We start from the raw sequence: 26,593 nt of genomic DNA on the forward strand, positions 1-26,593 counted from the left end.
ACTCCAATCCATGGGTTTTGCTTTTAACATAATACCCCGCAGTCAGACAAAACAATTCCCACTGGTGGGATAATGAGAAATGACGGACAAATGTCAAAGTAAGCTGAGGGAGGTTGCAGCTATGGGACGTGAGTTAAGAATCGCGACTATCGGTACCAGTGCGATTTGTGAGAGGTTTCTTGATGCGGTAGCAAAAACTGAAGGTGTTTGCCTGGCAGGATGCTATTCGCGCACGCTTGACCGAGCAAAAGATTTTTCACAAAAGCATGGCGCGGAGTTAGCGTTTGACGATCTTGCTGAATTGGCTAGTTCACCTGATGTGGATGCAGTGTATATCGCAAGCCCCAATGCGCTACATGGACCTCAGGCAAAACAACTCATTGCAGGTGGCAAGCATGTGCTGGTAGAGAAGGCTTTTGCATCGAATGCTGCTGAAGCGGTGGAGGTGTTTGCTGCTGCAAAAGCCGCAGGGCTTATTGCGATGGAAGCAATGCGCAATCTTTATGACCCGGGTTTTGCCAAGATTGAACAGAATTTAGACCGCTTGGGAACTATTCGCCAAGCAACCTTCCGCTTTTCCAAAATTACTTCTCGCATGGCGCGCTTGCTTGCTGGTGAGCGTGTCAGTCAGTTTGATCCCTTACTTTCCGAGGGTGCCCTGATGGATATTGGCATCTATACCATGGAGCCCGCGATAGCGATTTTTGGCCAACCCAAGCGTGTGCTGGCTGCCGGAATTTGTATGTCAGTTCCTGGAGAGCCTCTTGATAGTGCTTATGGAAAGATTGATCTAGCAGGAGAGGTGCTGCTTGACTACGGAGACAAGGTAGTGAATCTTTCTTATGGAAAGGTGACGGACGATCTTATCCCGTCTCAAATTCAAGGGGAAACAGCCACTTTGACCATAGGAGCGCTGCCCAACTGCTCACAGCTAAAGCTCGTGACGCATGTAGATGCAGGTATGGCATATGGCACGGTAGGCGGTGCGGAAGAAGAGCTCCCCGTTGTGATACCCGAAAACGATATGGTGTATGAGCTGTCCTTCTTCCGTGATGCGGTGGCAGGGAAGGCTGAAGCACTTAAACGTGTTCATCAATTCCAGCAGGTGACCTGTGATGCGCTCACCACGATGGACGAAGCACGCAGACAGCTTGGCGTGCGTTTTCCTGCAGACAAATAGATAGAGAGTGCCCCTGTATATGCTTGTGGCTTTCGTCAGTACGTCTCTCAGTAAGTCACAAGCTTTATGAGTATTTGTGGCAGTGCGGTAGCCGAGCTAGGCAACAAAGCTTGGCTACCGCTATACTTTGGCCTGCAAGTGAGTTGGGTGGGTTCGGGCGACGCACTGTTCCGAACCTGGTCAGGGCCGGAAGGCAGCAGCCATAAGGAGCCTCGGGCGGGCGCCCGTTCCCACCGAGCGCACTTGCAGTCGCCCCGAGACTTTCTGAAAGCCCCGGGGTGTCATCATAAATAACGACGTTAGGAACACATGGGTATTGTCAACTTTTTTGTCGACCTTCTCCGCGACCCCCGCAGTGCCATCGCAAGCTGGATTGCGATGGGGCCTGTTGCCGCATATGGCTTTATCTTCTTGATCATTTTCGTTGAAACAGGGGTTGTGTTCTTTCCTTTTCTGCCGGGTGATTCTCTCCTTTTTGCATCAGGCTTTTTTGCAGCAACAGGCGACTTTAATATCTATCTGTTGCTGGGGATTGCGTGGTGCGCTGCAATTTTGGGCGATCAATGCAACTTTTTGATTGGCCACTTCCTTGGCAGGCGCATTATTGATTCGGGCAAAGTAAAGGCTATGACGCCTGAGCGCATAGAGAAGTCCGAGGCGTTTCTGGATAAGTGGGGTCGTCTTGCCATTTTTCTCGGGCGTTTCTTTCCCTTTATTCGTACGTTTGTGCCCTTCCTTGCTGGCGTGGGTGGCATGAAGTGGCATCACTTTGTGCTCTTTAATATCCTTGGTGGAATTACGTGGTCAACGCTTTTCCTACTTCTAGGCTATTTCTTTGGTGGTATCCCTGCCGTGCAAGCGCACTTTGAGCTGGTGGTTGTTGGCATTGTCTTAGTCTCAGTTATTCCAACAGTCGTTGGTCTGATTCGTAGCCGTCTCAATAGATAAGCCAAAGAATGACAGATGAAGAGATGCTTTTTCGCAGACGGCAATTGGGATACAAACCACAGATGGTTCGAGTTTCGAGGTAGGCAATCGTAAGACCGCAGGTTAAATTTTCCTCTAGTTCGAGAAACGAACCATCTTTTGAAATGAGTCATCTTTCGACAAACAAAGCATTTATCGAGAAGCGAACCTTTTTTTGAAATGTTTGCGGTGCGAGACTCTACGACAAAAGCATGCGGTCGTTTGCGAGCTCGCCTCCTGAGACTTCTTCAAATTTTTGAAGCAGATCTTGTACATGTAACTGCTGTTTTTCTTCGTCTCGGACGTCGAAAATGACATGACCCTCATGCATCATAATAAGACGGTTGCCCAAGCGAATGGCATCGTTCATATTGTGCGTAACCATGAGCGTAGTCAGTTTGTACTCTCCTACGAGTTTCTTAGTTAAATCCAATACTTTTGAAGCAGTCTTAGGGTCAAGAGCAGCGGTGTGCTCGTCTAAAAGTAACAGCTTTGGCTTTTTGAGTACTGCCATCAACAGGGTAAGCGCTTGACGTTGTCCACCAGAGAGTAGTCCCACCTTGGAGGTCATGCGCCCTTCAAGACCAAGGTCTAGCTGGGCCAGACGCTCATGGTAAAGAGCGTGTTCTTTTTTGCTGATACCCCATCTGAGCCCACGGCTTGCTCCACGTCGTGCCGCAAGAGAAAGATTCTCAATGATTTGCATGTCAGCGGCAGTGCCTCGCATAGGATCTTGAAAAACGCGGCCGAGATTGACCGCGCGTTTGTGTTCGCGTAGTCGACTGATATCCTGTCCGTCCAAGATGACCTGGCCGCCATCGAGGGGAAAGACGCCTGCAATACTATTGAGTAGGGTGGACTTGCCAGCTCCGTTGCCGCCTATGACTGTGACAAAGTCGCCAGGATTGAGGTGGAGATTTACATTAATGAGTGCTGGCTTCTCGTTAACGGTACCTTTGTTGAAGGTCTTACTGACGTTTTTAAGTACGAGCATTAGCACTCACCTCCTTTGGCATAAATGCGGTGCTGTTGATTGCGCTCCAAGACCACGGGTACGACTAGCGCAAGTGCAACAATAGCTGCAGATAGCAGTTTCATATCATTGGCGTCCATGCCCATCTGCAACACAATTGCACGAATGAGGAAATACACGACAGAACCTATAACGGCTGACGTGAGACGGCTGCCAAAGGCCTGTAATTTATTGGGGATGAGACGCCCAAGCACTTCGCCAATGACAATAGCGGCAAGACCAATAACGATGGCGCCTGTTCCCATGCCAATGTCAGCATACTTTTGGCTTTGACAAATGAGTGCGCCCGACAGACCCACAAAACCGTTGGAAAGCATAAGGGCAAAAAGCTTAGTGATACGTACATCTATGCCCAATGCGCGGCACATATCTTCGTTTTGGCCAGTAGCACGCATCGCCGAACCAATTTCAGTACCAAAAAACCAGTAGAGAAATACGATTGATAAAACAGCAACAACAATTCCCACAACAAGCGTTGCATTATCGCGCGAAATATGCAAAAGGGATGCGGTACGAGTAAAAACAGTGTCGACGTTTAAGAGTGGCGTGTTTGATTTGCCCATGACACGTAAATTGACAGACCAAAGCGCAATCTGAGTCAGAATTCCCGCCAAAATCGCTGGAATATCAAAGAGGGTGTGGAGCAGTCCGGTAACTGCTCCTGCGGCAACGCCTGCGAGCATACCCAGTAGTACTGCGACAAGCGGGTCGAGGCCCATCCCAACTGAACAAACTGCTGCAACACAGCCTCCCAATGCAAAGCTGCCGTCAACGGTGAGGTCTGCGATATCGAGCATTTTGTAAGTGATGAAGACTCCGAGTACCATCACACCCCAGAGGATACTCTGAGATATTGCTCCCGAAAGCGCTAATAGCATGTACTTCTCCCCAACATAGTCTTTTGCCGCCAGCTCAAAGCCCGCGCCGCGTTTGTTGACAATCGTGAGTGGGCAATCTTAAGAGTATCCATTATAAGAAAAGTGTGGTCCTAGGCATCCAATTTTGAGAGATCAATGCCGAGAGCTTCAGCAATCTCTTTGTTAGTTGTCAAGGTGCACTCGGAAACATCGAGATGTTCGATAGGCATCTCGGCGGGGCTTGCTTCTCCGTTGAGAATTTTGACAGCCATCTCGCCGGCTTTGTAACCCAATTTCTCGTAATCAATGCCGTAGGTGGCCAGGCCGCCGTTTTCCACCATCCCGCTTGCACCACAAATAATGGGGAGTTTGTGCTCGGTTGCAACCATAGAAACGGTTTGCATGCCTGATGCGATGGTGTTATCTGTGGGCGCGTAGATAACGTCTACCACACCAATCATTGATTCAACAACCTGTTGAATCTCATTAGAGCTTGAGACTGTGTAGTCTTCGGCATCTAAATTGCGTGTGCGAGCAGCATCGTGAGCCATTTTGGCTTGTACGCTCGAGTTGGACTCTGCAGTGCAGTAAAGAATTCCTACCTTCTTGGCATCGGGCAGGAGTTTTTGCAGCAGATCAAATTGTTTATCAACGGGTGTGAGATCAGAGGTGCCTGTGACATTTCCTCCCGGAGCATCATTGTCAGCCACGAGCCCCGAGGCAGCGTAGTCGGTAATGGCAGTGCCGACGATGGGAATATCTGTTGTGGCACCTGCTGCAGCCTGGCAAGCAGGCGTTGCTATGGCAAGAATGAGATCGTTGCCTTCGTTGACTAACTTTGAGGCGATAGTTTGGCAGGCAGATTGGTCATTTTGAGCATTTTGCTGGTCAATGGTGTAGTTGATACCCGAATCATCGAGCGCTTTGACAAAGCCCTTGTTTGCAGCGTCAAGTGCCGCATGCTCAGTTAGTTGTAATACGCCAATCTTGAATTTTCCATCGCCAGAGGAAGAACCGCCCGAGCTAGTCTTAGAACAAGCAGAAAGTCCAAAGGCAGCTAATCCCATGCCCCCCAATATGCTCAATGCACGACGACGTGTGATAGTATTTGACATGGCGCTCCTCCTCATAAGCTCCGCCACACAGTGTCGTATAGCGGTAATTTGTTTTTGTGTCACTTCTTGGGACAAGGGTACTAATACTATCATCGCTGTATGTATCCTGTTGGGTGTCTTGCAACAACAATTGATTACAGAGTCGTAACCGGTAGGATAAAGAAATGAATAAAATCCTTTTCATCTGCCATGGCAATATTTGTAGGTCAACAATGGCAGAGAGCGTAATGAAAGATTTAGTGTGTAAGGCAGGGCGACAACATGAGTTTGTCATTGACTCTGCCGCGACCAGTCGTGACGAAATTGGCAACCCCGTGCATCACGGTACCGTGCGCAAGTTGCATAAAGAAGGAGTGCCTGTCTGCGAGCATTATGCACGGCAGTTCCACGCCTCCGAGTATGGTAACTGGGATTTGATTGTTTACATGGATGATGAGAATCTTGGTGGCTTGCAGCGTATTTGCAGGGAAGACCCTGAGGGCAAGTTTGTCAAATTACTTTCCTTTGTGGACGGAAATCCGGGACAAAATGCCGCTAACATTGCAGATCCCTGGTATACCGGAGATTTTGATGCCACTTGGCGCGATGTGCTTTCTGGCTGCAAAGCATTGCTCGCGTATTTAGGATAGGCAAAGCTAGTCAGTTTTTTCGTCAGTTTTGTTAAGCGGACTTGGTAAAGACTTATCTTGTAGTGCGCCTGTTTGCAAGTCTTCAATACGTGCTTCGGTCTGTGCTTTCCATTCCGCGAGAGTTTCTTTGGTTTTTTTACCAGCTTCGGTGAGTGCATCGTTGACCGCTTTGGCAACAGGTGCCAAGACCTTGGCGGTCTGCTCGGCTGATTCCTCCGCCGCACCGCGCACGGCGCCTCCCATGGAATCCCACAAGAAACTGTTAATGATATTTTTACTATTTTCATCGAGCGACTTAAGCGAATCGGTGATTGCTCGGATTGCCGCAGGACTTTGCTCCACGATATCTGTGAGGTCATGAATATCATGGGAGATAAATGCCTGATAGAGCTCGTCAGTGAGATTCTTGCGTTCCTGCAAATCAAGGCTGGCGAGCAGTTCATTGAAGGCTCGTCCTATATGAGCGCTGGCATGGTGTTCTGCGTCTCCTCGTACCAATTTATCGCGCATAACCTGCCAGTTAATCGCGCTGTGCTCCATAACGCCTTGCGCGCTTGATTTGACGAGAACAGGCTCTACTGGATGTGATAAAAGCCCTGCTACGAGGCTGTATTCGGGCGTAAAGAGATGTGTGCGCTCGCGCAGGCGCTCAAAGGTTGAGAGTGGAAGTATAGCGTCGTCAAACCCTGGGGAGTCGTTGCACCAAAGTTCAATAATACGTTCATCGAGCTCTGGCGCCATAGCAACTGCATAGGCAGCCAGATTGCCGCCCTTTGAGTGCCCTCCAACTCGTAAGGGGCCATCTGTCAGGCTTGCGATGCGGCGGAGATAGGCGAGTGCATCTTTTTGTGCAGGGACGATGCTGTAGCTGATATCACAGTCCTCGATCCATCCCACCAAGCTGTCATCGGTGCCGCGAAACGAGACGTAGCTGCTGCCATCGGATAGACAAAGCGTCAACGCAGCAAATTGCTCACGCGCCTCTTCGTCAAAGTGTGTCTCGTAGCAACCAAGCTTTGCCTTGGCAAAGCGCCGGCCCGACTTGACCATGTATCCCAATAATTCATTCGTGCGGCTCGAAATAAGTGGTCCGTTGCTGGGCAATTCCTTTTGCGTAGAAAACCTATGCCACACCTCAGAGGTATCAAAGAACTCACCAGCAGGAAGTATGTTATCGAGCTTTAGATAAGACAGATGGGCGAGTATGATATTGTCCACTTCATTGAAAGGAACGTGGTCAAAATCGAAGTTACCAAACCAATCTAAGTAGTCAAACATATCTGCCATGAGCACCTCTCCTTTATTGGTATTTTTTATAGTACCAAAGAGGAGTTCACGGCTAGACTACTCTTACAAAGAGATTGTTATATACATGCATGGTGACGATAATTTGGACCCTATGAATAACGAAAAACTTTTTACTCAAACAAGCCCGACTCGTTTGTTTTTTATGGCGGCACTTCCTGGTGCTGTAAGCATGGCAGCCTCTTCGCTCTATAACGTGAGCGAAGGTCTTTTTGTCGGGCGCTTTCTTGGTAGCACGGCGTTTGCAGCGGTCAATCTTGCACTACCGCTTGTCATTATCAATTATGCAATTGCAGATTTGCTGGGTGTGGGCTCATCGGTGCCCATCTCAATTGCGCTGGGTCGTGGTGATGAGGATGAGGCTAACAATATTTTTTCAAGCACCATAGTGTTAATCCTTGCAGCAGGTTTGTTGACCGGATCTCTGCTTTTCTTGGGGGCGCCGTCTCTTTTTAGGGCAATGGGAGCTGAGGGGGAGCTACTTGATAATGCAGTAAAGTTCTTGCGAGTTAGTGCGATGTGGTCGCCCATCACAACCATTGCGTATGCGGTAGACAACTATTTGCGCATCTGTGGGCGCATCCGTCGCTCAACGAGTGCCAATATTTTGATGAGCAGTTTAGGTATTGCTCTGATGATTTTGTTTTTAGGTGTTTGGCATCTGGATGTAGCAGCTGCTGCACATGCGTTTTGCTTAGCTACTTTTATAGCCGTATGCGTGGCATTTTGGCCATTTTTTAAGGGTGAGTTGCAACTGCATTTTGTGCAACCTCAGTTTAGTTGGACCCTCATTCGCCGGGTGGTGGGCGATGGAACGCCAACGTTTCTTAGTAATATTGCGGGCCAAACAACTGCGCTGATACTGAATTTTTTCCTTCTTAAATTGGGAGGTCCTACTGCGGTTACTATCTACGGCATGGTGATGTATTTTGATGGCATGGTGTTTCCTCTCGTTTATGGCATGCTCGATTCCTTGCAGCCAGCAGTTGGTTTTAATTGGGGCCGCCATGATGTACATCGTGTCAAGCAGATTGAGCTGCGCTGTTTTGCGGCGGCGGCAGTGGTGTGCATTGTCGCACTTGTCTTGCTTTGGATTTATCCTGACGAAATTGTTCATATCTTTATAACGACTGCTCGTGGTGACAATCTGGCAGAGGCTATTCGGGCACTGCGACTATTCTCACTGGGCTATCTTGTGCGTTGGCTGGTGATGGGTACCTATAGCATGTTGGTGGCGCTTAGCCAGCCGCGTTTGGCTTCGATTTTGTCGTTATGCAACGCCTTCATTTTCCCCGTTACGCTGGTCTTTTTGTTGTATCCCTTGGGACTTTTGGGTATGTGGCTCAACTATGTTTGTGCTGAGTGGCTCGGTGCGATTTTGTCGCTTGCAGCGCTGTATTACTTTCGTCGAGAGTTGCGTGGCGGCAAAATTGAGATAGGTAGATAAGCAAAGCAGAGCGGAAGTTTGGTAGCTGATATGGAATTTGCACAATGGGTTGCGGAGTTGTCCGTGCGGACAAATAGGTCACTTGCAGGCTCACGCGTTTTTGTGACTGGGGACGCTCTGACAGATGATCTGCGCGCAGCGTTTCAGAGTTGGGGATTGTTGCCAATTTTTCAACGTGAGCAAGCTGATTTTATCTGGAATGAGTTGCCCCAAAAGAAAGAGCTTACTGGTGCCGAAGCCATGGCACGCGCTGCAAAATACATGCCTGTTACCCGTGCGCTTATAGATCGTCTTGTGGCCAAGCAAAGCTTAGAGGGGCTGCGTATTGCAGTTTGTCTGGTACTCGAGCCCAAGACAAGTGTGCTGTTGCAAGAGCTTAAGCGTGCGGGCGCTGAGGTAGGGGTGTGTGCGCCTGCCGCAGAAGTTGACCAACGCGTGGCTGATGAGCTCGCCAGACGTGATGTGATAGTTGAGGCATGTGCTACCTGGACGCCCGAGCAAGATCACGCAGCTGCGCTGCGTTTGCTTGATCGTCTGCGACCTAATTTGATTGTGGATGATGGGGGTAGTTTTGCGCGGCTATGCAAGCTAGAGCGTCCAGCGTTATCTAGGCAGCTCATAGGTGTGGCAGAGGAGACAACCTCGGGCGTTCGTGCATTTGCAGCCATGGAAGCAGCGCGGGAGCTGTCCTGGCCTGTGGTTGCGGTTAACGACTCGCGCCTTAAGACCTGCTTTGATAATCGGCATGGTACAGGTGAAACCTGTGTGACAAGCATGCAGGCTCTGCTTGGATGGAACTGTTTTTCCAGGGCCGAGGTAGTGGTTATTGGCTATGGCCCTGTGGGGGAAGGGTTTGCACGGCGTATTTGTACGCTGGGGGCGGACGTCTGCATCGTGGATGGTGATCCCGCAGCTGCTTTGCGGGCACGTTTTGATGGCTTTAATGTTGCCGATATTGCAGAAGCATTTGCAGGTGCTGATATGGTTGTGTCTGCAACGGGTGTTCGCCATACCGTATCGATGGAGGAGATGAAGCTGCTACGAGATAAAACGATCCTCGCAGTGATAGGCGGCATTGCTCATGAGCTTGCCCTAGACGATCTGCCCGCCGATGCACTAGGCGATGCAGACACAAATGCCATTTGTGAGCTGCAAGTTCCCGATGGCCCAACACTCCGCCTGCTTGCCCATGGTGATGGGGTAAATTACACCGCCGGTGGAGGCAATCCGATTGAGGTGATGGACCTGAGTTTGGCTGTGCAAGTGGCAGCGATAGCATATCTCGCAAAACATAAGGGAGAGCTTCCTGCCAAGCTGTTACGTCTTGGCAAGGATGATGAGAACCTTATAGCTCAGCTTGCGCTTGCTGTCCGAGGGGCTTCTGCACGACAAGTGGGGCAAAAGAGTGATACCGTGCCTGATTGGAAACTTACACGCTTTTCGGATGCCTAGCCTAAATGTCTGAAGCGCTATTGTGTAAGCAAATTGTGTGACCAAATTTGCCGCCAAGGAGGCAAGCATGCAGAGCCAACAAGTTATTGTGTATTCAGCTCCCCTGGTTGTACCTATATCGATGCCGGTTATCGTCGATGGTGCTGTAGCGGTACGTGGGGAGCGAGTTTTGCATGTGGGCACACGCTCTTGGGTGCTTGAGGTGCTGCACGAAGAACTGGATGCACAGGCTCAGCAAGGGATGCTTGAGCGGCATTTTGATGGCATGTTATTGCCTGGTCTTGTAAATGCTCATACGCATTTGCAGTACACGGGTATGTCTTCGGTGGGGCAAAAGATTTATGACAGTTTTCGCGCATGGGAGCTGGCTTTTGATGAGGTTTACGATGCGCCCGAAGAGAAGCCTTGGAAACATTGGGCATACGATGGTGCGCGTCAGCTCCTCGAATCGGGTGCAACGTCGGCAGCCGATGTGGTGTCTGATATCCAAGCAGTTGGTGCGCTTGGTAGTCACGGCATGCACGGTATTGCGTATTGGGAAGTTATGGATTGGGAAAATGAGGCTTGGTCGCGCGAGGGTGCACGCACGCTCATTAGTCAACTGGCAGAAGCTGGACGTAACCGAGATATTCGTTTGGGCATCAGCCCTCATGCACCCTATTCCTTAGGTTCAGGACCCCTGCTTGACTTGCCTGATATCGCACGTGGCCTTGGCATGCGCTTACATATTCATTTGGGAGAAACTCCTGTTGAGGGTGGAGCTTTTCCCTCAAGGCTCTCAAATCTTACCTCGCATGCATGGAGTGATAAAAACTGGGACGGTTACCTCGCGCTCCATGCGGCTGGGTTTGAGGCAAGTGCAATCCAGTTTGTTGATCAGCTGGGGGTGCTAGGACCAGATGTGCATATTGCGCATGGGGTATATGCATCGCGTGAGGATAGACGTATTTTGCGGCAACGTGGTGTCAGTGTTGCTTTGTGTCCACGCTCTAATCGTGTGACCTGCACCATGCGTGATGCGCCTGTTGCTCGCTATCTTGAAGAAGGCAATCCTATTGCAATTGGCACTGACTCCTTGTCGAGCTGTCCTTCCTTAGATGTTATGGATGATGCAGCTGAGGTCTATAGGCTTGCAGTTGAGCAGGGCTACGATCGCGATGATTTGTCACACCGCATTATTCGTGCGCTGACCTTGGGAGGGGCCGAGTCGATGGGGCTTAATTGTGGTCCCGATCGTGTTGGTCAGATTAATCCTGGCGCCCTTGCCGACCTCGCGTTCTTTGATATACCCATTGATGTCAGCACGCCTATGGGCGTTGAAGAAACGCTTGATTATTTTGTCCTCAAAGGTGCGGGTAGCTGTCGTGCAACGCTATTGTCTGGCAAGCTTGTCCACAATCGCGTCTGGTAGTAGGAAGCATTGCTTTTTGTAAAAGAAAAGCAGGTAAGCCTAAGGGCTTACCTGCTTTTGTATGGCTTATCCTCAAGCTTTTACACGTCGGAATCGTTGAGGTAGTGTTCTTGCTCGGGTGTAAGCACATCGATGTTCTTACCCATAAAGGAGAGTTTTTTACGAGCAGTCTCCAAGTCAACGTCTGTGGGAACATCCATGAGCAGCTCATCAAACTCACCTTGATGTTCAACCAGATATTTTGCAGAAAGCGCTTGAATGGCAAAGGACATATCCATAATTTCTGCGGGGTGTCCATCACCGCAAGCAAGATTGACCAAGCGACCCTCACCAAGAACATAAATCCAGACACCATTAGGCAGTTTGTAACCCATGATGTTTTCACGCATACGCTTGGATTCTACGGCAAGCTTGTGCAGGCCCTCCATGTCAACCTCGACATCAAAGTGCCCAGCATTGCACAGGATGGCACCCTCATGCATCAGAAGGAAATCTTCTTCGTCGATGACCTTGTTGCAGCCGGTAACCGTGATAAAGAAGTCACCTAAAGGTGCGGCCTCTGCCATAGGCATCACATCAAAACCGTCCATCACCGCTTCAATTGCCTTGACAGGATCGATTTCGGTAACGATGACACGAGCTCCTAGACCTTTGGCGCGCATGGCAACACCCTTGCCACACCAGCCATAGCCTGCAACAACAGCGGTTTTGCCAGCAACAACAAGATTGGTAGTGCGGTCAATGCCATCCCACACCGACTGGCCTGTGCCATAGCGATTGTCAAAGAAGTGCTTCATCATGGCATTATTAACGCGCACCATAGGGAAGCGTAGCTTGCCCTCGCGATTCATAGCTTCTAGGCGGATGATTCCCGTTGTCGTTTCCTCGCAGCCACCAATGACATGAGGAATAAGTTTTTGCAGCTCTGGATCGGTATGCATGAGATAAACCAAATCGCCACCATCATCGATGATGAGATCGGGACCAGCGGCGAGTACGGCGTGAGTACCAGTAGTATATTCTTCGGATGTTGCGCCATGGATGGCATGAACCTCAAGACCCTCATGTACTAATGCGGCAGCGACATCATCTTGGGTAGAGAGTGGATTGGAGCCCGTAACATACATTTCTGCTCCGCCAGCCGCGAGTACAAGGCAGAGATAGGCTGTCTTTGCTTCAAGATGAATGGACAGGGCAATTTTTTTGCCTGCAAATGGCTTGGTCTGCTCGAATTCTTCTTTCAGCATGGTAAGCAGAGGGCAATTGCGTCTTACCCAATCAATCTTGAGCAATCCAGAATCAGCAAGCTTAATGTCCCTGATAACACTTTTGTTGGCTGGCATACCTATCCTCCGTTACATAGTGCGCTGCTTTTGCACATTCTTACAAAATTGATCTATCTAGAGGTTGAGACGATGACAAATACGCGTGATTTCTGCACGCACTCGCTCTTCGTCAATAGTAAGTAATTCTCCGTGATCCATGACAAATTTACCATCAATCATGACGCTTTCTACCTCAGAACCGTTTGCCGAATAGGCGAGTGCAGCAGGAAGGTTAGTGGCAGGAATCATAGAGGGCAGATCGAGCCGCAACAATGCCAGGTCTGCTTTACGGCCGACAGTGATTTCGCCGCAGTTCAGCCTGAGTGCGCGGGCGCCATTGCTCGTTGCTGCGCGCAAGGTATCTGCTGCGGTGACGCAGGTGGAACTGTTATGGGTTCCCTTGTGTATCAAAGCAAATAGCCCCATTTCACGAAACATATTCTGTGCATTGTTGGAAGCAGGACCATCGGTGCCCAGGCATACATTTACCCCTGCTGCCATGAGTTCGGGCACTGGTGCAAAGCCATTGCCAAGTTTCATATTTGAAGCGGGATTGCTGACAACACTGACGTGCTTTTTTGCAAGAAGTCTGCGGTCGGAGGGGCTGACACGAATGCAGTGTGCCGCGATGCAGGGTACATCAAAAATGCCCGTGCCATCGACATATTCAACAGGCGAACAGCCATATTTTTCTTGGATGTTTTCAGTCTCAGTTTGGGATTCGGCAACGTGGATATGGATACCCATTTGAGATTTTTGGGCCACCTCGGCAAGCATACGCAGGTAATCAGGACCACAAGAATAAGGAGCGTGGGGCCCCAACAAAAAGGAAAGTCTGTCGCAATCACGCCAATCCTTGCGTTCGCGGAGGGCTTCTGCCAAGCGACTATCATCAAGATTGTATTCGTTGCCTACAAGACCTCGGCAGATGACGGCGCGCATACCAGTTTCGCTAACAGCGCGCGCAGTCTGATTAATATGCATCTGCATGTCATTAAAGCAGGTAGTGCCCGTACGAATCATTTCTGCTTGACTTAAAAGCGATGCCCAGTAGGCATCGTTGGGTTCCATACGGTCTTCGATGGGCTGCACACCACCAAAGAGCCAATCGAAAAAAGGTAGGTCATCAGCTACGTTGCGCATCGGCGACATGTAGCTATGTGTATGCGCATTGATGAGACCGGGGATTATGAGACGATCGTGCGCGTCGATGGTAGTCTCTGCTATAAATCCAGCGGGCGCCTCATCGATGCCTACGATTAGCCCATCGTTGATATAAAGCGATTTTTGCTCCACGCAAAAGCCAGATTCTTTGCCCTTGTCAAGCAAAACTAGGCCATTTTGAATTTCAAATCCCACAAGCAATCCTTTCGCAATTGAGCTGTTTTTAGTATAGCGAGGTGCTGAATGGGTGGTGGTGTTGCTTGGCTGGAGTGGACAGGTAGTGATGGGGAAGCTTTGGTGCTGCTTGGCAGGCATGACCTCATTACAGTGACAGAAAGGAATGTTACGTTTTTTGCCACTCATTTCTTGACTTAGCTCGCATACCAAGCGACAGATTGCTAGGATATTAGTGCTAGAGCTTTCGTAGGATGGCAGCTTTTGCTGCCATAACATACTCGTAGTTGTTGCGAGCGCGTTGAGGAGGGACTACGCAAATGGCGAATCTTGATAGGCGTAACTTTTTGAAGGCATCAGTTATTACTGCTGGTGCAGGAAGCGCTATGGTTTTGGCCGCATGCTCAAATAAGACACCTCAGAATAGTGGCAGCGCTGCGGGTAGTGCTGCGGGTTCGGCGAGCAATGATGCTGCAAAGGCGGAGAAGGCTGCTGCTTTTAAGGCTTCTTATCCTGTTGCTACCACTACCGATGAGGCAAAGGCACTTGCCACTCACGAGGCGGGTAAGCTGACTATTGCCACGGGTGAGCCTGCTTGGCCTCCCTATGTCATGGATGATGCCCCCGAGACGGGCGAGGGTTTTGAGGCTGCTGTTGCCTATGCCGTTGCAGCTCAGCTTGGCTTTGCTTATGACGATGTCGTTTGGGTGCGCACGAGCTTTGATAATGCAATTACTCCTGGCGATAAAGACTGGGATGTCAACATCCAGCAATTTGGCATTACTGAAGAGCGTAAGGCTGCCGTAGACTTCTCTAGCCCTTATTTCACCCCGACCCAATCGGTGGTTGTGGATGCTGCTAAGGATCACGACAAATTTGCAAAAGCAACTTCGTTGTCTGAGCTTAAGGATGCTTCCATTGGTATGGATGCTTCTTCTACAGCTCTAGCTTGGACACAGGAGAAGATTGGTAATAATGTCCAACCTTTGGGCGATACTGTCGACTCTGCTTCTCAGCTCAACTTACACCAGATTGACGGCGTTGTGACGGATACCCCCACAGCTGTTTACATGGCAAATCCTGATAACGGCGAGCTTGATAATGCCAAGCTTATTGGTCAGATTCCTGGTTCGAAAGCAGAGCCTCTTGCCTTTATTCTGCCCAAGGGTTCCAAGCTTACCGCTCCTGTTACGGCCGCTGTTGATGCCCTGACCAAAGACGGCAAGATTGAAGAACTTACCAAGCAGTGGATGGCAGAGTACACCACTGAGATCCCTACGCTTTCTGAGTAATACTCATATTTCGACGGCAGGCGGACTATTCTTCCGTCCTGCCGTTGTTATTACGGCTCATTAACCCAGCCGCTCATTCTTTGCACAGGACAAGAAAACCACCCGCTCTTGTGGGGGATTGTGATTTATGGAAAAGGTGGACAGGATGTCAGACGACAAACCACTCGATACTGAAGTAAGCAGCATCGAGCAGGAGCGTGAGGCGTTCCGACGTCACCAGAGTATGCGTTCTGTAGTGGTGAGTTTGCTGAGCACAGTTGCTTTTGTTGTGGCTGTGGGTATGATTCTCAACGCATCTCCCGGTTGGCCGCGTGTGCGCGAGATGTTTTTCTCACCCGAATATTTTGCCGATTCGTTCCCCAAGGTGCTTGATGGCTTGTGGCTCAATATGCGTGTGCTGGTTTATGCTCTTGCCGGCACAGCAGTGCTTGGTACCTTGTTGGCGGTTGTGCGCATTTCCAAATCGCCTGTTCTGTTCCCTTTGCGCGTGCTTGTGCGTGCCTATACAACGATTATGCGTGGCATTCCTATGCTGGTGGTGCTGTATCTAATCGGTTTTGGTATTCCTGGCCTCGGACTTTTTGGGCGCATGCACTCAGCGATACTGGGTACTGTTGCAGTTATTTTGAGTTACTCCGCCTATATCGCCGAGGTATTACGCGCAGGCTTTGAAGATGTACACCCATCACAGCGTGCCTCTGCTCGCTCATTGGGGTTGACTTCGGGTCAAACGGTACGTCTTGTTATCATCCCGCAAGCATTACGCAAGATTGCGCCCGCCCTGATGAATGACTTTATCTCTATGCAAAAAGATGTGGGCTTGATTTCGACCTTGGGTGCGGTTGATGCAGTTCGTGCAGCACAGATTGCGGTATCACGTTCGTTTAACTACACGCCTTATGTGGTTGCAAGCTTGCTTTTTATCCTCATGAGCATACCGTTCATTATTCTTAACGACTGGTACACCGCCCGCCTGCGCAAGCGTGAGCAGACGTCTGGCATGGTATAGGGGAGCTTTCGTGGCAGATTTGATTGCTAGTGAAGACTATAGCAGGCAGGAACAGCGCGTAGTTGGTGAGCCAGTCCTGCGCATTGACGGTGTGGTCAAACGCTTTGGTGACAATGTTGTGCTCAACCATATTTCTTTTGATGTACGCAAACACGAGACAGTGGCAGTGTTAGGGCCTTCGGGCTCAGGCAAGTCAACCTTGATGAAGTGTGTCAACCTTCTCGAGCAGGTCAATGATGGGCAAATTTGGCTGGGAGATACCGACATTACCAATCCGCGCATAGATCAAGATAAGACCCGCGCACGCATAGGTGTGGTCTTCCAGCAATTCAATCTCTTCCCACACATGCGCGTTATTGACAATGTCACTCTGGCTGCCCGTAAAGTGTTTGGTTGGAATCGTGCACGTGCCGAGGACCGCGCGATGGAACTGCTCAAGCGCATTGGCATGGATGTCAAGTCTCGCGAATTTCCTGATCGTCTTTCTGGTGGTCAACAACAGCGTGTAGCCATTGCACGTGCGCTCATGATGGAGCCTGAACTACTGCTACTAGACGAGATCACCTCTGCTCTTGACCCGTTGCTCGTCGGCGAAGTGCTCGAAATGGTCGAGGAGCTCAAAAATCAAGGTGCTACGATTTTGATGGCAACACATGAGATGGGCTTTGCTCATCGCGCGGCTGATCGTATCGTGTTGCTTCGCCGTGGCAAGGTGGCCGAAAACGGTACACCTCACGACGTTATGGATAATCCAAGCGACCCTGAAACCCGTGCATTTTTCCATTCGTATCGTGATTGGAATTAAACGGTTGTGACCGCTCTAGGCACTAAGATATTCTGCTTATAAATTTTTCGTTTGGCTCTGGCTACTCTGTAGTCTAGGTCGGTGGGTATACTTAGTATTCACCCAACCTGTACGGAGGAAGCATGGAGTCGCTCTATCGCAAATATCGTCCCCAGACATTTGAAGATGTTGTTGGACAACAGCATGTGGTTGCTACGTTAGAACATGCAATTGTTGAAGGCCGTGCCAGCCATGCTTATTTGTTTTGTGGGCCGCGTGGCACAGGCAAGACGACCATGGCACGCTTGCTGGCAAAAGCTTTGTTGTGTGAGCGTGGGGCGGGTCAGTTGCCTGATGGTACTTGTGAGCAATGCCAGCTTATTGCAGCGGGAGAGCATCCTGATGTCTATGAGCTTGATGCGGCTTCACGCACAGGCGTTGATAATGTGCGCGAAGAGATTATCAACAACGTCAGCTTTGCTCCTGTGGGTGGGCGTCACAAGGTTTATATCATCGACGAGGTTCATATGCTGACGACAGCAGCCTTCAATGCGCTGCTCAAGACTCTTGAAGAACCTCCAGCACATGTGACTTTTGTGCTCTGTACTACCGATCCGCAAAAGGTGCCCGCAACGATTTTATCGCGTGTGCAACGCTTCGATTTTCGTTCGATAAGCAATGCGGAGCTGCAGCAGCGGCTTGCGTATGTTTGTGAGCAGGAGAGTTTTAGCTACGAGCCCGCTGCACTGGAATTGGTTGCCCGTCATGCGCGCGGTGGCATGCGTGATGCGCTCTCCTCGCTGGAACAGCTATCGGTTTTTGGTGCGGGTTCAGTGACTGTTGAGCTGGCATCGGGTTTGTTGGGTGAAGTTAGTTCCGCAACACTTGCGGGCATAACAAAGGCACTTGCGGCACGTGATGTTGTTCAACTTTTTTCTGAAGTTGCCACTTTGGTTGATGAAGGCCAAGATTTGCTTCAGTTTACCCGTGAGTGGGCTGCGCACTTACGTGATGTGTATGTGATTGCAGCTGTTGGTCCCCGAGCAGAGATTGTGTATTCCAGCCAAGAAGAACTTGGAGAGCTGAGTGAAGAGGCAGCCGCTTTTGGGTCTGCAGATCGCATCTCTCGAATTTTGGGAATTTTGAGTGAAACGATGGGGGAGATGCGTACCGCACGCAACCCGCGCTTGACGCTTGAATTGGCTTTTACGCGTTGTGCCCGTCCCGGAAGTGATTTGACGCTTGAGTCTTTGGCAGAGCGCATTGCTGTGCTTGAGGCGCGAGCGTGCGATGGGGCTGCCTTGCCTGTAGCAAAGCCCGCAGCGGAAGCTAGGCCCAAGTCGCGCCCTGTTGCCGTGCCGAAGCCTAATCCGCGCCCTGTTGCTGCACCCAAGCCTACGCCTACGCCGCATCCTGTTGCTGCACCCAAGCCAGAACCAGCATCTGCAGCTGTTTCACACCCTACTGCGCCTGCACTACATCCTCTTACGCCGCAGACAGCACCAGTTCAGTCGCAGCAGTCCGCATCCTCCGCTTACACGGCTCATACGGCGGCATCAGCTGCTGCCATGACAAGCAGCGGAGACTGGAATCAAGTCATTGCTCAGCTTCAACAGGCAGCGCCTTCAAGCGCTGCTTTGCTTCGCAACTCTAGTGTTAAGTCTGATGATGGCAGTACGTTGGTTGTTGCTTTGCATGATGCTTCGTCTTTTGCAGCTAAGATGCTCTCTCGACCTGAAGTTGCTAAAACGGTGAACGACGCTGTGGCTGTGCAGTTTGGTCGCAGACAGGTAGTGTACGAAACTGCTGCCAGTGTTAGCTCTGCCACATCGGCTGTTTCCGCAATGGATGCGCCAGCGTCTCGCCCCGTATCTTCTCCCTCTGCTCCTCAGCCTCAATCACAGGCCGCTCCTATGCCCACGCCCGCCGCAGTAGTTTCGCCCTTGCCGCAGTCAGCCCCGGCACAGCCTGCGGCCGCTACAGCGCAAGTAGAGCCTGTGCAAGCCGAGGTACCCGTATCGCAAAAGGTGCCCGCGCAAGCTGAGGCGCCCGCACCGGCATCAACCATCGCTTCGCCTCCTACCCCGAACCCAACGCCAACATCAGCTGCTGTGCCTGTGACACATCCTGCCTCGACAGTTGCGCCACAGCCATCCCCTGCGAAGCCTTTGGATACCTCACAGCCTGACTTTGACCCCTCTGATGCAGCAAGTGTCATGAACATGCTGGTTGGTATCTTTGGTGATGGAGTCAAAGATCGCAGCGATCAAAATTAGCTCAATGTGTCCAAGATCTGCTTGACGTTTATTTGACAGTTTGCTCGATTGAGAAAGCAGAAGCTTATGCGGAGGCAGAGGTTTATGTGACTGTGCGGAAATGGCTTACGACAGCTCTACTTTTGTGGTTGTCCCATCCTTAGCAGAGACGGTTAGCGTAGAGTCATTTAGCTCAGCAGATACCAGTGAGCCCTTGCCGCCGACTGGCTTTTTATCTGCAGTAACAGGCACAGGTTCTGTATTGACACCACGCATGTATGCAAGGACATCCCAGCCAGCTTTGGTATTCTCAGGAATGATTAACGAACCATCAAAGAAATAAAGACCTATTGGTTGACCACTCAGCGTACACAGGGTTTGTTCTGCATCCGCGCCTTTTGCAAGATACGTTAAGGCATAGCTGCCATCAGTCTGCTCGCGCAGAGCATATGCAGCACCGTCATGCTTGAGGGTCTCACCAACAGCTGCCTGCGTCTGCTGGACGTTCTTCTTTGCGGCAGGGTTTGGTGCAAAAGCAGCACGCAGCAAGACGACAGCTAACAAAATTACGATTGCCGCTAGGACTCCTAGCAGGATATAGAGTTTGTGATCGCCATGAGTTTTGGTCTGATGAGACTTTACCTTGGGACGAGCAGAACGTGATAAGCGACGCTTGCTTGAAAGAGATGCTTGCGTCTGTGCTTGACGAGCCAACTCAGCATTGTCGCGATTGGTAATGCGCGCCCCTTGCCCTTTTTCCAAAAGTGAAAATGAACCAGTCTGAGCGGGGTCTACGCCGATGGGACGCGGAGAGTCATCATCAAGCGGTGAGGGAATCCGCGTGTTGGCGGGTTTTGTGCTGGGCGCAACGCCAGTCATGTGGCGGCGTAATCCTCTACGAGAAGAGTTTGCGGCCGCTCCAGAGCGCTGAGCGTTATTCCCGTGCTGTGCATGGTTTGCTGCCATCGTCTGTCCTCTCAGCCACATCTACAGACTGTTCTGTGATTTTACCGCTCATTTCATGTAATGAACCTAAAGAATACGGCGCGCCTCAATGGCTCGGCCAAGCGTCACCTCATCGGCGTATTCTAGATCGCCGCCAACAGGCAATCCGCTCGCAAGGCGCGAAGTTGTGATGCCCAGTTGGGAAATGATACGAGCAAGGTAAGTAGCGGTGGTCTCGCCTTCAACATTGGGATTGGTAGCAAGGATAACCTCGGTCACGGTACCGTCAGCAAGACGCGCGAGCAACTCGCGTACATGAAGTTGGTCCGGACCAATTTTATCCATCGGTGAAATAACGCCGCCGAGCACATGATATAGACCGTGATAGGCCCCCGTTCGTTCGATAGCGCTAATATCGCGCGGCTCGGATACAACGCAAATTGCCGAGCAATCGCGACTGGTGTCCGCACAAATTTCACAACGATCTTCAGTGGCATAGTTGAAGCAAATCGGACAAAAATGCACTTGGCGCTTAAGATCCAAAATTGCACGAGCCAAGCGGGATGCTTCCTCAGTATCCGCCTCAAGCAAATAGTATGCAATTCGTTGTGCCGACTTTGGCCCAATGCCCGGCAGACGCCCCAGCTCGTCAAGGAGGCGCTGCAGAGTATGTCTGTTGCTGGTATTTTCCAAGGTCTACATCAGCCCTGGAATATTGAATCCACCAGTAGCAGCGGAGACTTGCTGGCTCGCCGCTGCCTGAGCAGATTCAATCACATCGTTAACTGCGGTGAGAATCATGTCCTGCAGTAGATCAACATCTTCGGGATCGAGTGCCTGTGGCTCGATAGTGACTGAAGTAACCTTCATATCAGCAGTGGCAGTCATTTTGACCATACCGCCACCTGTTGAAGAAGAGACTTCGATGTCGCCGAGCTTTGCCTGAGCTGCTTCGAGCTGCTCCTGCATCTTGCGGGCCTGCTTCATCATCTGCTGCATATTCATCTGGGGCATGAAAAAATCCTCTCGTTTAGTCACCAAATTTGCACAAGTACCATCAAAATGCACGCTTAGAGTACTACTGTAACCACAAATAAGTCCCTAGATACAAATTTTTAAAAAAACGCTAGACAAATGCCATTGCTTCTGTGTACAATGCTTCCGCACGTGATTCCTGGGGTATTAGCTCAGCTGGTTAGAGCGCCGGCCTGTCACGTCGGAGGTCGCGGGTTCGAGCCCCGCATATCCCGCCAGGAAATTTCCAGACCCTACTTTGGTGGGGTCTTTTTTTGTAGCGAGCTGATGTGCCTTGCTTTCTGGCATATACATCTAAGATGAGCCATCTCCCTATTGTGTCGTCCCCTGTCTGCCAAGCGCCACACATCATTTCAGAAAAAATATCTTTTCTTATATGCTTATAAGATAACAAAGGAGGCTTAAAGGCCAGTCTGTGCCCGATGTTCCCTAAACGCGCTAAATTCTTTAAGCCTTAAGACAGGAGCAGATAAAAATGCCCAAATCACCCACCGATGGACCTTCTTTATCTTTAAATACCTTGCAAGAAGCCTCTCATATGTGTCGCGCGTTAGATGGTGCTGATAAGTGCGGTGTACGTTGGGCTTTGGCGAGAGACGCTATCTCTCTGACAGACGTGCCACAGTTTGACGTAGCGAATCTTTCTGAATTTCGCGTAAAGGTACTCGCTAAAGGGCATGAGCTTTATCGTGACCTGCCCTGGCGGCGCACACATGACCCCTATGCAATCTGGCTCAGTGAGGTAATGCTGCAGCAGACACAGGTAGCGCGCGTAGATGGTCGCTGGCAAAAGTGGCTTAATCGCTTTCCTAACGTAACGGCTCTTGCTGCAGCGTCCGTTGCCGACGTGCTTGAAGAATGGCAAGGGATGGGCTACAACCGTCGGGCACTTTCGTTACAAAAAGCCGCTCAGATGATTGTGCATCAAGGTGGAGAATTTCCTTGTGAACTAAAAGACCTGCTTGCCTTGCCAGGGGTGGGACCTGCCACTGCGGCAGGCATTCGAGCTTTTGCATGGGGGCTTCCTGGCATATATCTTGAAACAAACGTGCGGACAGTATTTCTTCACGAACTCTTTCCTCATGAGCTTGATGTGCCCGACAAGAAAATCACCCCTCTTGTTGAGCAGACCTGTCCTCCTGAAAGTACTGATGAGTTTGATAACCCTCGTAGCTGGTATTATGCCTTGCTTGATTACGGTGCATTTCTTAAAGCAAATCTTCCCAATCCTTCCCGTAGGTCACGTTCGCATGTCAAGCAATCTCGTTTTGAAGGCTCGCATCGTCAGAAAAGAGCGACTCTCATAAGGCTACTTTTGAAGGCACGTGGCGGAAATGATGCGGATGTTACGTTACTTACAAAAGAGCTCTCGAAACTTGAGGAGAAAGCGGGTAGACTCTCTTTAGATGTGGCCGAAGTCACGAGTCTGTTGCAAGAGCTTGAAGGGGAGGGCTTTTGTTATCTAGACGAGGGGCGCTGGCATGTCTAGCAGTTGAGTTGTCTAATGAGAGGAGAGGCCCATATGGCAATCGATTTTGAGAACTCCCAGACCAAGAAGAACCTTGAGGCTGCTTTTGCAGGTGAGTCTCAGGCACACACCAAGTATGAGTACTATGCCAGCAAGGCAAAGAAGGAAGGTTACGTTCAGATCTCCAATATCTTTGCTGAGACTTCTGGTAACGAGAAGGAGCATGCAAAGCTCTGGTTTAAGTATCTTCATGATGGTGATGTGCCTGATACTCTGACCAACCTGAATGATGCAGCTAATGGCGAGAACTATGAGTGGACCGATATGTATGTCGGTTTTGCTGCTACTGCCAAGGAAGAGGGCTTTGCTGAAATCGCAGCAAAGTTTGCTTTGGTTGGTGCGGTGGAGAAGGCTCATGAGGAGCGCTATCGCAAACTCGCCGAGCACATTGAGAAGGGTGATGTCTTCACTCGTCCTGGTGTCAAGGTTTGGAAGTGTCTCAACTGTGGCCACCTGCATGTCGGTGCTGAGGCCCCCGCGGTCTGCCCCGTCTGCAATCACCCACAGGCATACTTCGAGGAGCAGGTTGTCAACTACTAAGCAGTAGAAAGCAGTAGACTGTGCTCTGCTTGACACCATAGCACTCGAACTGATAAGCCCACTTCATTTTGAAGTGGGCTTTTGCATGAGAAGAGCATTTATTACACGGGAATGCAATGCATTTTTGGCAAGTGACTGAGCAAGTGTTAGTGAAAGTACTTGCTAATGCCGCTCATAAAATTTATAAGTATTGGGCGTTTATAAATAGGTCACCAAAAACATCCATAGCGATCTTAAAAATAGTTCATAACGATGAGCAGAATTTAGTATTTATACAAATAGCGATATACCATTAGCCGACTCTGCTTACTCATTCTTAAGTTCATTTCTCATTATTAAACTCGTTTGAGTTTTAGCTATTGTCTCTAGGAGGAGAAATGAATCAGAGAAGAACGCTCGCCATTCTTGATGCACGCGCTGCACATAGCGCGTGGTCAAAGCACAAGATGCTCTTTGGCATCGTTGCAGCTCTTGTTACCGCTATGTTGGCCCATCCTGTTGCAGCACATGCCACTGAGCTGCAGACTCTCAAGGAGCCCGAAGCCATTGTTGCTACGGTTGCCACCGACGCTCACGAGACGAGTGCCAAGGAAGCCGAACAAGCCACCGCGCTTGCGGAGACACCTGTCGTAGCCAACGATACCACTGTGGCGCCGAGCGAAGCTTCTGAGCTCCCTGCCGCAGAAGCCCCCAAAGTTGAAGAGCAGGCTAGTGAAACCGAAAAGTCACCAGAGGCTGAGGTGAGCAATGCCGCTACGGCAGATTCCAAGGTTGATGATAAAGCTGAGCAGCCCGCGACTCTTAAAAAGCAGCCCCAGGCTCCCACTGAACCCGCAAAGCCTGAATCTGTAATCGACAAGGCTTCCAAGCATGCCGCCGACAAGCTTGGTACCAAGATCATCTTTGATTTTAATGGTGATGGCAAGACGGATGCCGAAGACTGGAAAGCCTATCTCAAGTGGATGAGCGAATTCAAGCCTTTTGACTTTGACCTTAATACAGGCGATTTGGGCGATTCTCATAACGGTGGCATTCAGATTACCGGTGCTACTCAGATTATTGCAAATGGCTCCAATAAGTCTCGTACGCTGAGCTCTATCAATACCAACCTAGACGTTACCAAGATTACTCGCTACTACCTCAACAACGTTAAACAGGCTACGTCAATCAAAAATCAGAGCCCCTTTGGCACCTGCTGGTCTTTTGCCTCTATCTCGGCTCTTGAGAGTGCTATTTTGAAGGCGCAGGCAGGTGACAAGGCAACTGTAGTCAATCCCCATGACCACCTGAAGCCTATTCTTTCCAAGATTGACGACAAGGGCGTTGACTACTCCGAGCTTTACCTTGCTTGGATGGCATTTTCGCTGCAGGAGGCAGGCTCACAGAAGGGTGAGGGCGAGACCGATATCCTTCCCATTGATGAAGAGTGGGACCGCTTGCAGGCTGGTGGCTGGGCAACCATGGCCGAGACCCTCTTTACTGCTTGGCAGGCCATTGCAACTGAAAAAGAAGTGCCCTACTGGCCTAAGGGTGTTCCTGTTACCTTTGAAAACTTCTTAAAGATTGCGCGCATGGGACCAAAGTGGAAGCCCAACCCCAAGTCCATTAACAATACGGTTCGTGTCAAGGGCGTCTACTACTTGCCCGACCCCAACATTCTTGAGATGGACAAGAAAGACCATCTTGTTTGGAAGGGTTACAACAAGAATGCCAATAAGATTATCAAAGAAGCTCTTATTAAATATGGCGCTGTTCAGATTGGCTATGGTGCCGACACGGCACAGCCAGGTGCGCATCCCACGAGCAACTACTTCAATGCTAATACGTGGGCGCAGTATTGCGACGCAACCAACATTGAGATTACTCATGCAGTGACTATTGTTGGTTGGGATGATGACTTTGATCCTGCTAACTTCCAGGCAGATAGCAACAACATCAAAGGTCTTAAGAAAGGCGCTTGGCTCGTAAAGAACAGTTGGGGTTCTGGAGATTGGTATACCAAGAATTTTGGACTTGATCCTAACTCCCTCTACAACAATCGCCGCGTGCGTAAGTGGGGCATTATCGATCCTGAGACCGGTCTGCACACAGGCTACTTCTGGCTTTCCTACTACGACCACTCTATCAACACGCCATCGGTTTATGAGGTTGAGCTTGCTGATAAGAATGGCAAGTTCCAGCATGACCATAACTATCACTACGATACCGCTATCAACCAGTCGCAGGCACCTTTTGTGTTCCGCACTAAGGACTCTGGTACCTGGGTCTCCAACGTCTTTAAGGCAAAGGGCAAAGAAATCCTCAAGGCGGTTACAGTTCATACGTCGACTGCCAACTCAAAGGTCAAGATTCGTATTTACCTCGTGAATGCCAATGACCTGAAGGACAACAACCCCACCAATGATCGCAAGCCGGTACTTGAGATGGATTACAAGGCAATTCTTGCAGGTACTCACACTGTTGAATTGAATAAGTACATTCAGCTGAAGCCTGGTCAACTTTTTGCAATTGTTGAGAATATTGTCAGCCCTGAGGACAATTCATCTTTGATTAACCTTGAGACTGGTATGGCGCCAGCGGCACAGTATCCTTATCCTGCGGGAGCAAAAGCTACAGGTGAAGAGTCCAAGGGTCGCGCGATGGGTTACATCTGGACTCATATTGTTGCCAATCCAGGCGAGACATTCATCAAGATGGCGACCAAACAGGGCTATCTTTGGATGACCCCTCAGGAGCTTTCTGAGTGCTACATGGGCGGCAATGTCTTTGAGTTTGGCAACGCCCTCATCAAAGCGTTGACCTCTGATGGCACGCTGCCTGTTCCTGCTCAGCCCGAAAAAGTCAAGCCGATTGTGGCTCATACGGAAGATGCCAATGGCAAGCATATTCGTCATGCCTTAGCTTCGCGTACCTCCGCATTGCCGCAAACTGGTGATGCTGCAAATGGCGTACCTTTTGCATTGCTCGCTCTCGGTAGCGCTCTTGCTGCTGCAGGCGTTCTGGTGAAGAAGGACTCCGAAGCATAAAAATTAAGTAGCACTTTTTGCTGAAGCAGAGCGGCGGCGTTGAACCGTATGTAGAAGTGCGAGAAATGCTTTTGCGCTGCTTGTAGGAGTTGAGGAGGCGTTTGCCACCACCTAACAGTCT

Annotated in this window: 23 protein-coding genes, 1 tRNA gene and 1 other RNA gene; 16 read left to right on the forward strand and 9 right to left on the reverse strand. The window is 50.2% G+C overall.

Going from position 1 to position 26,593, the window contains the following annotated elements; translation table 11 throughout:
* The first annotated feature begins 121 nt into the window (after positions 1-121).
* The 3 genes from BN4314_RS04505 to BN4314_RS04515 all read left to right on the forward strand — a co-directional run bounded on the left by BN4314_RS04505 (position 122) and on the right by BN4314_RS04515 (position 2,128).
* Complete coding sequence (locus BN4314_RS04505) at positions 122-1,180, forward strand: Gfo/Idh/MocA family protein (protein WP_068540036.1); 1,059 nt, start codon at positions 122-124, stop codon at positions 1,178-1,180.
* A 144-nt stretch (positions 1,181-1,324) separates the two neighbouring features.
* Positions 1,325-1,420, forward strand: an RNA gene (gene ffs, locus BN4314_RS04510) — signal recognition particle sRNA small type.
* Between the two features lie 69 nt (positions 1,421-1,489).
* Positions 1,490-2,128 carry a DedA family protein gene (locus BN4314_RS04515; protein WP_021734445.1) on the forward strand — a complete coding sequence of 213 codons (639 nt, stop codon included), beginning with the start codon at positions 1,490-1,492 and terminating at the stop codon, positions 2,126-2,128.
* 217 nt (positions 2,129-2,345) lie between these two features.
* Here the strand turns inward: BN4314_RS04515 and BN4314_RS04520 are convergent, their stop codons facing one another.
* From BN4314_RS04520 to BN4314_RS04530, 3 genes are all read right to left on the reverse strand, one after another.
* Positions 2,346-3,140 (reverse strand): ABC transporter ATP-binding protein, encoded by a 795-nt coding sequence (locus BN4314_RS04520; RefSeq protein WP_068540037.1) that lies wholly within the window; start codon positions 3,138-3,140, stop codon positions 2,346-2,348.
* Positions 3,140-4,057, reverse strand: a complete 918-nt coding sequence (locus BN4314_RS04525; protein WP_021734421.1) for an ABC transporter permease — start codon at positions 4,055-4,057, stop codon at positions 3,140-3,142. The genes BN4314_RS04520 and BN4314_RS04525 overlap by 1 nt, the downstream gene beginning before the upstream one ends.
* Positions 4,058-4,167: 110 nt before the next feature.
* Positions 4,168-5,151: an ABC transporter substrate-binding protein gene (locus BN4314_RS04530; protein ID WP_068540038.1), complete on the reverse strand. Its 984-nt coding sequence runs from the start codon at positions 5,149-5,151 to the stop codon at positions 4,168-4,170.
* A gap of 164 nt (positions 5,152-5,315) precedes the next feature.
* On the opposite strand from BN4314_RS04530, the gene BN4314_RS04535 reads away from it, so the two are divergent.
* Positions 5,316-5,780: a low molecular weight protein-tyrosine-phosphatase gene (locus BN4314_RS04535; RefSeq protein ID WP_068540039.1), complete on the forward strand. Its 465-nt coding sequence runs from the start codon at positions 5,316-5,318 to the stop codon at positions 5,778-5,780.
* 6 nt (positions 5,781-5,786) lie between these two features.
* On the opposite strand, the gene BN4314_RS04540 is transcribed toward BN4314_RS04535, so the two are convergent.
* Positions 5,787-7,067 (reverse strand): Mbeg1-like protein, encoded by a 1,281-nt coding sequence (locus BN4314_RS04540; protein WP_068540041.1) that lies wholly within the window; start codon positions 7,065-7,067, stop codon positions 5,787-5,789.
* Between the two features lie 112 nt (positions 7,068-7,179).
* On the opposite strand from BN4314_RS04540, the gene BN4314_RS04545 reads away from it, so the two are divergent.
* The 3 genes from BN4314_RS04545 to BN4314_RS04555 all read left to right on the forward strand — a co-directional run bounded on the left by BN4314_RS04545 (position 7,180) and on the right by BN4314_RS04555 (position 11,395).
* Positions 7,180-8,532 (forward strand): MATE family efflux transporter, encoded by a 1,353-nt coding sequence (locus BN4314_RS04545; RefSeq protein WP_068540816.1) that lies wholly within the window; start codon positions 7,180-7,182, stop codon positions 8,530-8,532.
* Positions 8,533-8,562: 30 nt separating this feature from the next.
* Positions 8,563-9,984 (forward strand): adenosylhomocysteinase, encoded by a 1,422-nt coding sequence (locus BN4314_RS04550; protein ID WP_068540818.1) that lies wholly within the window; start codon positions 8,563-8,565, stop codon positions 9,982-9,984.
* Positions 9,985-10,051: 67 nt separating this feature from the next.
* Positions 10,052-11,395 (forward strand): amidohydrolase family protein, encoded by a 1,344-nt coding sequence (locus BN4314_RS04555; RefSeq protein ID WP_068540043.1) that lies wholly within the window; start codon positions 10,052-10,054, stop codon positions 11,393-11,395.
* Positions 11,396-11,475: 80 nt separating this feature from the next.
* Here BN4314_RS04555 and BN4314_RS04560 read toward each other — a convergent pair whose 3' ends face one another.
* Positions 11,476-12,738 carry an adenosylhomocysteinase gene (locus BN4314_RS04560; protein ID WP_068540045.1) on the reverse strand — a complete coding sequence of 421 codons (1,263 nt, stop codon included), beginning with the start codon at positions 12,736-12,738 and terminating at the stop codon, positions 11,476-11,478.
* 57 nt (positions 12,739-12,795) lie between these two features.
* On the reverse strand, positions 12,796-14,079 hold the full coding sequence (locus BN4314_RS04565) for an amidohydrolase (protein ID WP_187369547.1): 1,284 nt from the start codon (positions 14,077-14,079) through the stop codon (positions 12,796-12,798).
* A 48-nt stretch (positions 14,080-14,127) separates the two neighbouring features.
* Here BN4314_RS04565 and BN4314_RS08325 point away from each other — a divergent pair, with 48 nt between their 5' ends.
* From BN4314_RS08325 to dnaX, 5 genes are all read left to right on the forward strand, one after another.
* Complete coding sequence (locus BN4314_RS08325; RefSeq protein WP_021734397.1) at positions 14,128-14,259, forward strand: hypothetical protein; 132 nt, start codon at positions 14,128-14,130, stop codon at positions 14,257-14,259.
* A gap of 119 nt (positions 14,260-14,378) precedes the next feature.
* Positions 14,379-15,350, forward strand: a complete 972-nt coding sequence (locus BN4314_RS04570) for a transporter substrate-binding domain-containing protein (RefSeq protein WP_021734367.1) — start codon at positions 14,379-14,381, stop codon at positions 15,348-15,350.
* 145 nt (positions 15,351-15,495) lie between these two features.
* A complete protein-coding gene (locus BN4314_RS04575; protein ID WP_021734418.1) occupies positions 15,496-16,359 on the forward strand; it encodes an amino acid ABC transporter permease in 864 nt (287 codons plus the stop codon).
* A gap of 10 nt (positions 16,360-16,369) precedes the next feature.
* On the forward strand, positions 16,370-17,164 hold the full coding sequence (locus BN4314_RS04580) for an amino acid ABC transporter ATP-binding protein (protein ID WP_021734451.1): 795 nt from the start codon (positions 16,370-16,372) through the stop codon (positions 17,162-17,164).
* A 122-nt stretch (positions 17,165-17,286) separates the two neighbouring features.
* On the forward strand, positions 17,287-19,419 hold the full coding sequence (gene dnaX, locus BN4314_RS04585; protein WP_068540050.1) for a DNA polymerase III subunit gamma/tau: 2,133 nt from the start codon (positions 17,287-17,289) through the stop codon (positions 19,417-19,419).
* A 105-nt stretch (positions 19,420-19,524) separates the two neighbouring features.
* On the opposite strand, the gene BN4314_RS04590 is transcribed toward dnaX, so the two are convergent.
* From BN4314_RS04590 to BN4314_RS04600, 3 genes are all read right to left on the reverse strand, one after another.
* Complete coding sequence (locus tag BN4314_RS04590) at positions 19,525-20,364, reverse strand: hypothetical protein (RefSeq protein ID WP_068540061.1); 840 nt, start codon at positions 20,362-20,364, stop codon at positions 19,525-19,527.
* A gap of 66 nt (positions 20,365-20,430) precedes the next feature.
* Complete coding sequence (gene recR / locus BN4314_RS04595; RefSeq protein ID WP_068540063.1) at positions 20,431-21,036, reverse strand: recombination mediator RecR; 606 nt, start codon at positions 21,034-21,036, stop codon at positions 20,431-20,433.
* A gap of 3 nt (positions 21,037-21,039) precedes the next feature.
* Positions 21,040-21,348 (reverse strand): YbaB/EbfC family nucleoid-associated protein, encoded by a 309-nt coding sequence (locus BN4314_RS04600; protein ID WP_222859683.1) that lies wholly within the window; start codon positions 21,346-21,348, stop codon positions 21,040-21,042.
* 171 nt (positions 21,349-21,519) lie between these two features.
* Between BN4314_RS04600 and BN4314_RS04605 the strand changes: the two genes are divergently transcribed.
* The 4 genes from BN4314_RS04605 (at position 21,520) to BN4314_RS04625 (ending at position 26,472) form a co-directional block, all read left to right on the forward strand.
* Positions 21,520-21,596 (forward strand) — tRNA-Asp (locus BN4314_RS04605).
* A gap of 257 nt (positions 21,597-21,853) precedes the next feature.
* Positions 21,854-22,867, forward strand: coding sequence for an HhH-GPD family protein (locus tag BN4314_RS04610; RefSeq protein WP_021734413.1), 1,014 nt, complete (start codon positions 21,854-21,856; stop codon positions 22,865-22,867).
* A 33-nt stretch (positions 22,868-22,900) separates the two neighbouring features.
* On the forward strand, positions 22,901-23,446 hold the full coding sequence (gene rbr, locus BN4314_RS04615; RefSeq protein ID WP_068540067.1) for a rubrerythrin: 546 nt from the start codon (positions 22,901-22,903) through the stop codon (positions 23,444-23,446).
* 377 nt (positions 23,447-23,823) lie between these two features.
* Positions 23,824-26,472: a C1 family peptidase gene (locus BN4314_RS04625; protein WP_068540071.1), complete on the forward strand. Its 2,649-nt coding sequence runs from the start codon at positions 23,824-23,826 to the stop codon at positions 26,470-26,472.
* The last annotated feature ends 121 nt before the right edge of the window (positions 26,473-26,593 follow it).

The organism is Olegusella massiliensis (assembly GCF_900078545.1).
Taxonomy (GTDB): Bacteria; Actinomycetota; Coriobacteriia; order Coriobacteriales; family Atopobiaceae; genus Olegusella; species Olegusella massiliensis.

Coding starts and splice junctions, on each gene's coding strand:
- BN4314_RS04505 (WP_068540036.1), top strand. CDS start 122: ATGGGACGTGAGTTAAGAATCGCGACTATCGGTACCAGTGCGATTTGT.
- BN4314_RS04515 (WP_021734445.1), top strand. CDS start 1,490: ATGGGTATTGTCAACTTTTTTGTCGACCTTCTCCGCGACCCCCGCAGT.
- BN4314_RS04520 (WP_068540037.1), bottom strand. CDS start 3,140: ATGCTCGTACTTAAAAACGTCAGTAAGACCTTCAACAAAGGTACCGTT.
- BN4314_RS04525 (WP_021734421.1), bottom strand. CDS start 4,057: ATGCTATTAGCGCTTTCGGGAGCAATATCTCAGAGTATCCTCTGGGGT.
- BN4314_RS04530 (WP_068540038.1), bottom strand. CDS start 5,151: ATGTCAAATACTATCACACGTCGTCGTGCATTGAGCATATTGGGGGGC.
- BN4314_RS04535 (WP_068540039.1), top strand. CDS start 5,316: ATGAATAAAATCCTTTTCATCTGCCATGGCAATATTTGTAGGTCAACA.
- BN4314_RS04540 (WP_068540041.1), bottom strand. CDS start 7,067: ATGGCAGATATGTTTGACTACTTAGATTGGTTTGGTAACTTCGATTTT.
- BN4314_RS04545 (WP_068540816.1), top strand. CDS start 7,180: ATGAATAACGAAAAACTTTTTACTCAAACAAGCCCGACTCGTTTGTTT.
- BN4314_RS04550 (WP_068540818.1), top strand. CDS start 8,563: ATGGAATTTGCACAATGGGTTGCGGAGTTGTCCGTGCGGACAAATAGG.
- BN4314_RS04555 (WP_068540043.1), top strand. CDS start 10,052: ATGCAGAGCCAACAAGTTATTGTGTATTCAGCTCCCCTGGTTGTACCT.
- BN4314_RS04560 (WP_068540045.1), bottom strand. CDS start 12,738: ATGCCAGCCAACAAAAGTGTTATCAGGGACATTAAGCTTGCTGATTCT.
- BN4314_RS08325 (WP_021734397.1), top strand. CDS start 14,128: ATGGGTGGTGGTGTTGCTTGGCTGGAGTGGACAGGTAGTGATGGGGAA.
- BN4314_RS04570 (WP_021734367.1), top strand. CDS start 14,379: ATGGCGAATCTTGATAGGCGTAACTTTTTGAAGGCATCAGTTATTACT.
- BN4314_RS04575 (WP_021734418.1), top strand. CDS start 15,496: ATGTCAGACGACAAACCACTCGATACTGAAGTAAGCAGCATCGAGCAG.
- dnaX (WP_068540050.1), top strand. CDS start 17,287: ATGGAGTCGCTCTATCGCAAATATCGTCCCCAGACATTTGAAGATGTT.
- BN4314_RS04590 (WP_068540061.1), bottom strand. CDS start 20,364: ATGGCAGCAAACCATGCACAGCACGGGAATAACGCTCAGCGCTCTGGA.
- BN4314_RS04600 (WP_222859683.1), bottom strand. CDS start 21,348: ATGAATATGCAGCAGATGATGAAGCAGGCCCGCAAGATGCAGGAGCAG.
- BN4314_RS04610 (WP_021734413.1), top strand. CDS start 21,854: ATGCCCAAATCACCCACCGATGGACCTTCTTTATCTTTAAATACCTTG.
- rbr (WP_068540067.1), top strand. CDS start 22,901: ATGGCAATCGATTTTGAGAACTCCCAGACCAAGAAGAACCTTGAGGCT.
- BN4314_RS04625 (WP_068540071.1), top strand. CDS start 23,824: ATGAATCAGAGAAGAACGCTCGCCATTCTTGATGCACGCGCTGCACAT.